We start from the raw sequence: 4,879 nt of genomic DNA on the forward strand, positions 1-4,879 counted from the left end.
AAGCCTGGAAGCACAGAAGTGGATTGCAGCCAGCCAAATGCAGAATGCGATAGCAGCACCTCTGGGGGCAAAATTGGACTTAAGCCCAAGATTCCTCAGATTCTATTGGATTGCAAAAACCCGCTAATTAAGTGCAGTTTACCCGAGGTAGATTCTGAACCGATAGATGATGGAAAATGTGAAGGGCAAGGTATTGGGCAGGATATACCCAAGACTCCAACCTGCAAAGGAGCGGATTGCGTTAAGCAGTTTGAAGAGCAAAGATGTCGTTTGAACCCTGAGGCTGTGGGCTGTAAAGAGACGGTACTTAAAACCGCTGAAGAATGTGAGGAAGATCCATCAGCAAAAGGCTGCGAAATATTTAAAATGCTCACTATTGATAAAAACCTACTTTGCAAAGCAAGCCCGCTAGCTCCCGGTTGCCGACTGTTTTGCGCAGCCAATCCTGGTGATTTGAGTTGTAAGTCCGAATAAATGTAGTGGTCAGGGGCTCCCCCTGGCCTTTCCGGGCGATGGTCGATATGTAAATCTTCACCATGTCTTTGGCGCCGAGCCCGGACCAATTATTGAAATGGAAGCTGCTGCCCATACGGCGGTAAGGGGTGAATCAATTGCCTCAAATGATCCCAGCAAATATTTATGAAAGGTTGGAAGCCGGAGCTACTAACCTGGATTTGATGATGTCCGGAAATGCACCAATAGGATCTGATGGCTATCAGCTTTTGTTGCAACACGTAGTTGATGGGAAGTCACCAGATCAGATGCTGAACTTGGCGGCCAAGGCAGCCTTGATTGAGATTGAAGCGTCGAGTGTTCCTCCTGAGTTCCAGGTTTTCCAGAAAGCTATTGAGGCTCAGTTCAGACAAAACCCCGAATTGTCGGCCCAATATTGTCAATTTAGGCGGCGATATTGGGCAGGACGAGCCAAGGAAATCCTGCAAAAATCGAGGTAACGGATGGATTTGGAAGAAAGGTTGGCAACCCTATCAAAAGCATCTGACGAAGAGGATTTGGGCCCCATCACGCAAGGTGCTCAGGCGTCCGATAGCACCATCAGAGGTATCGAGGACGTTCTTTGTCGCCGCCTGCCTGGTGACTACATCCGATTCTTGAAACGCTACGGCGCTATAGGAATTGGCGATATCAACTTCTTTGGGACTTGGTCTGACTCAGTCGACGATCTCCGTGGCGCAACCGTGCTTGGCGAGACTCTGCGGCTCAGAAAGGAATTCTCACTGCCCCAAGACCTTGTAGCAGTATTCGGCTCAGATTATGAGTCATACCTCTGCTTGAATTGTTCGGCAATTGAAGGGCTTCCTAAGATGGTTTACTTTAGCGCAACACAAAAATCTGTATTCGCTTGTGAGCATTCGAACTCGTTTGAAGAATTTGTCATGAAATATATTGATGCGTTGCTAGGTAAGAGATGGGTACCAAAGGCTCAATTGAAGCAGGCGAGTCTTCTGCAGCGAATCATGACTAAATTTAAATAGTAAGGGTCAGCTTACGAAACGGAAAATATCGTACGCTAAGGTTTTGCCGTCAAGAACGCCGTACTGAGAGCGTTACGCCAAGCTACGGTGATCAAAAAGACTTAAATTCCAAATGAAAGATCTTGATGAGATCTCAGCTACCGCTCCACCTCGGGGCAGTAGTTAGATCCCTGTTGTTTCTGAATGACAATCCCACTTACTCGTGTCGCTTGACTCTTGTCGAGCGATTCGCTTTTATGGGCAATCCAGCGGTGAACTAAAGCCCACGAGCAGGTTATACCGGGCGGCAAACTTCCGAATGGGCATTGGGAAGCTATTCACAATAAAGGTTTACTATGCACGGTTTCGCTAGATTCTGGATTCCTGGGATCTCATTCGTCGGGTCAGTCACGTTTCTCGGGTCATGCGTCACGTCGCAGTCCAGTAAACCATTCACGTACGATGACTACCAGAATGAACGAAAGGCTGATTTGGAATCCCTAAGCATGTTGCTTGAACAGACCCGATCTGCCTTGTTCAGTGACAAGAGTCGTTTCGACCATTGTTTTGTAACCAGCTCAAACCAGAGACTTCCAGGAAAGCTCAAGGCATCGATCAAAATTAGCGGTCCAAAATTGGGCAAGCTGACACTGGTCGACATATCGACTTCTGAAGAAGCGAAGGATGACGCCGGGTTTGAGCGCTGCGTGCGTCTGGTCATAAATCGATTGGATATTGACCATGAAAGCAAGTTTATCAACGATCGAGTTGCTATTTTAAGCCCTAGCTGGGTCGAGCCCACACCGACGATAATAGAGCCGTCCAGGGTTCAGGTTCCAGCCGGAGAGGTCTGCATGCTGCTGATCAGGCAATTCTACAAGTTCAAGAAGTGGGATGTCAGGAAGGCTGGCAAACAGAAAGTAAGTGATAACTTTGTGAAGTTTGGCGACGAAGACATTATAGTTTGCTCAAGTCAGAATATTCCCGCGCACTTCAACTGGAACCTCAAAGATGTTAGGCTCAGATATCCCAGTGAGGATTTGGATGGATACATTGTTATCGATGGGTTCGAGTAACTATGACGACGAATAAATCACTGGCTGCGCAGTGATTTCTTTGAAGCTGGCTACAAAAACAGAAAAGGGTCTTTGGGCCTTCCAATGGACGCTGAGCCACGGTTGGTTTCTAGAGTCAAGTGAGAGGATACTCTATGGCACTGTCTTTGGATGGTCCTAACAGGTTCATGAAGAAGCATCTCGAAAAGATTTTGTTTGTAATATCCTTGGCATTTTATGCTTCAGAGTTTTTCGACGACCGCTTCCAGCATTGGGGGTTTATTGGCGGATATTCAACTTTGATTGCTCTTATTTTAACTGGACGTAAAAGGAAGGGTTTACCCCTCTTTGATCTCAGTGTTCAAGTTATGGTCGCGTGTGTAATCTTCCTGCTTGGCATGCGAATCCTCGACTACATAAGAGGTTAATTTTGAACATTGACGGAGGTGTTCTTGAAGATATTGTTTTTTATGCTGTTGCTTGTATCATGCTCGACGATAAACTCAAACAGCCTGGGCGCCACTGATTGCACCAATAAAGTATGCCTTTGGGAAAGCGTCCTTAAGGACTTGTCTGTAAAGCATCAGCACATCTGCGTCATCGTCAACGAAAAGGATATTCATGATCACCGCTATCATGTTTGGGTTTCCTCTTAACATTATGCGGTTAGCCCCCATGGACGTACAGCGAAAACGTAAAAGAAGGGATCCCTTTCGAGCATTCCGAGCCATTTTTTCTCGAGACCCCGGCTGCCCACTCTCATGGACCGAACCACCCTAATCGAAGGAAGTGGAAGACCGGAATTGGCTTCCATGAAAAGCTGCTGGCTCCACGTGGATTCCGTAGCGTCGTTTGGGGGCCAAAACCAGGTCCCCCTGTTGGATGGCCGTTTTTAAATGTTCTCTTTCTGATAGAGAGGCAACCAGATGCAGGAACCACTTAATTTCAGGAAGGGAACCTGCGAGGATTTGGATAAGCCGCGACGCATCTGCCCGCGTGTATAACCCGTCGCCAAATGGTCTCCATCATGAATCACCCAGTAGCGGGAGTTTGTGATATGACGCACAATTCCGCGCCTTCCATTAATTTCGACAGTATCACCCTTTGAAAACAGGTTCAGGCAATCAAGCATTTTTGCCTCCACGCTTACGTTTGAGAGTTCAGGGCTCACGGGCTTGTTTTTTATGGGATTGGGCCAATGGCCAATATTTGCTATGTAACGAAGACGACCAGCCATTGCAAATCATTTTGAAACCTGCTCAAACGTTTATTGGCATTCTGTTGAAGGAAGGAATCATCGTGCAATCGCCTTGTAAGCGAAGTCTCTTGGGCCTTTCCCATACCCCCCGACTTTATGCAGTTTTGTTGCAAAAAAGTCCTGCGTTTGCGAAAAGAGATTCAAAAGGCGCAGATGGTGCCGATGGTGGGGGATGGCAATCAAAGTTAAAAAGGATTTTAAATGGATTTACCGCCGTCCATCGGGTCAATTCACCCTCAACCAGTTGATCCAGCCATTGCTCATGAGGAGTAACAAAATTTTCCTTTGTGACTTCTTAATGAAGGGAAAAAAGTCACTCTGTAAAAAAAGGAGTTGAGAACGGTTATTCGGCAATTGGCCAGCCGGCAGTGTTTACCCCTGCTTGTGTAATGCCGTCCCATCCGCTATAACGCCCCGCACGGGCCCTCCCTCAAAGCCCGCCGACTGAACCTTTGCCCGGATGGATGAGAAAAATGAAGAAAAAGCGTCTCATCCTTCACAGAATTCTTGCCACGTTTTTGGCCCTTTTCATCATGGTTCCGCCCGCCCAGGCCATCGAACTGGCCACAGTCAGTGGTGCGCTTACACCCGGGGCCACAGGGCCGGTGTGGGAGCATCTTGCGAACGAAATCTATGAAGGAGAAACGGGCGCAGACGCTGCGAGGGAAAAAGAGGAACTGAGCCGGCTGCTTTTCGCCGACTATCTTGATTATCTGAATGCCGTGGGCATTGAGTTGGCCGCCGTGGAAAATTCCCTTCAGGGGCAGGAAGACGCCTCGCAGCTAAATGGCGAGTGCTCCGCCGCGACACTCGAGGCCGAGCAGCGGCTGTTCATGGACAGCATTGCCGCCGATGCGGACACCTTTGCGAGCGTTTACTGCAATTCCTTCTGCCGGACAAAGACCGAGTTTGAATTCTCCCTTATTGCCAATTTCGCCCTGCCTGAGGGCGGGATCCAGACCTGTGAGGACAAAGCCAGACAGATGCACCGGGAGTACAACTGCAGCGAGGGGAGTTCGGCCTCTGAAGGCCAGTCCTCCAGCAGCATCCTTCCCTTTGATATTAAAAAAGCGGATCTCATGGATCAAATTGCT

General features: G+C 48.3%; 8 protein-coding genes. 6 read left to right on the plus strand and 2 right to left on the minus strand.

The annotated features are described in order from the left end of the window. The 4 genes from VE954_RS19415 to VE954_RS19430 form a co-directional block, all read left to right on the plus strand. A partial coding sequence (locus VE954_RS19415; RefSeq protein ID WP_324955799.1) for a hypothetical protein occupies positions 1-474 on the plus strand: 474 nt, incomplete at its 5' end. A gap of 128 nt (positions 475-602) precedes the next feature. Then, entirely contained in the window at positions 603-953 is a 351-nt protein-coding gene (locus VE954_RS19420; RefSeq protein ID WP_324955801.1) for an HNH/ENDO VII family nuclease, read from the plus strand. Between the two features lie 3 nt (positions 954-956). Beyond that, positions 957-1,493, plus strand: a complete 537-nt coding sequence (locus tag VE954_RS19425; RefSeq protein WP_324955803.1) for an SMI1/KNR4 family protein — start codon at positions 957-959, stop codon at positions 1,491-1,493. Positions 1,494-1,978: 485 nt separating this feature from the next. After that, positions 1,979-2,548: a hypothetical protein gene (locus tag VE954_RS19430; RefSeq protein ID WP_324955806.1), complete on the plus strand. Its 570-nt coding sequence runs from the start codon at positions 1,979-1,981 to the stop codon at positions 2,546-2,548. 482 nt (positions 2,549-3,030) lie between these two features. Here VE954_RS19430 and VE954_RS19435 read toward each other — a convergent pair whose 3' ends face one another. Both VE954_RS19435 and VE954_RS19440 read right to left on the minus strand, forming a co-directional pair. Next, positions 3,031-3,165, minus strand: coding sequence for a hypothetical protein (locus VE954_RS19435; RefSeq protein ID WP_324955808.1), 135 nt, complete (start codon positions 3,163-3,165; stop codon positions 3,031-3,033). A gap of 254 nt (positions 3,166-3,419) precedes the next feature. After that, the gene (locus VE954_RS19440) at positions 3,420-3,593 is read right to left on the minus strand and encodes a hypothetical protein (protein WP_324955810.1); all 174 of its coding nucleotides are present in this window, start codon (positions 3,591-3,593) and stop codon (positions 3,420-3,422) included. Between the two features lie 38 nt (positions 3,594-3,631). Here VE954_RS19440 and VE954_RS19445 point away from each other — a divergent pair, with 38 nt between their 5' ends. Together VE954_RS19445 and VE954_RS19450 are read left to right on the plus strand one after the other, a co-directional pair. Continuing rightward, positions 3,632-4,033 carry a hypothetical protein gene (locus VE954_RS19445; protein WP_324955812.1) on the plus strand — a complete coding sequence of 134 codons (402 nt, stop codon included), beginning with the start codon at positions 3,632-3,634 and terminating at the stop codon, positions 4,031-4,033. Positions 4,034-4,258: 225 nt separating this feature from the next. Continuing rightward, positions 4,259-4,879: hypothetical protein (locus tag VE954_RS19450; protein ID WP_324955814.1), on the plus strand; the 621-nt coding region annotated here is incomplete at its 3' end.

The organism is Oligoflexus sp., assembly GCF_035638955.1.
In the GTDB taxonomy this organism is placed as follows: Bacteria; Bdellovibrionota_B; Oligoflexia; order Oligoflexales; family Oligoflexaceae; genus Oligoflexus.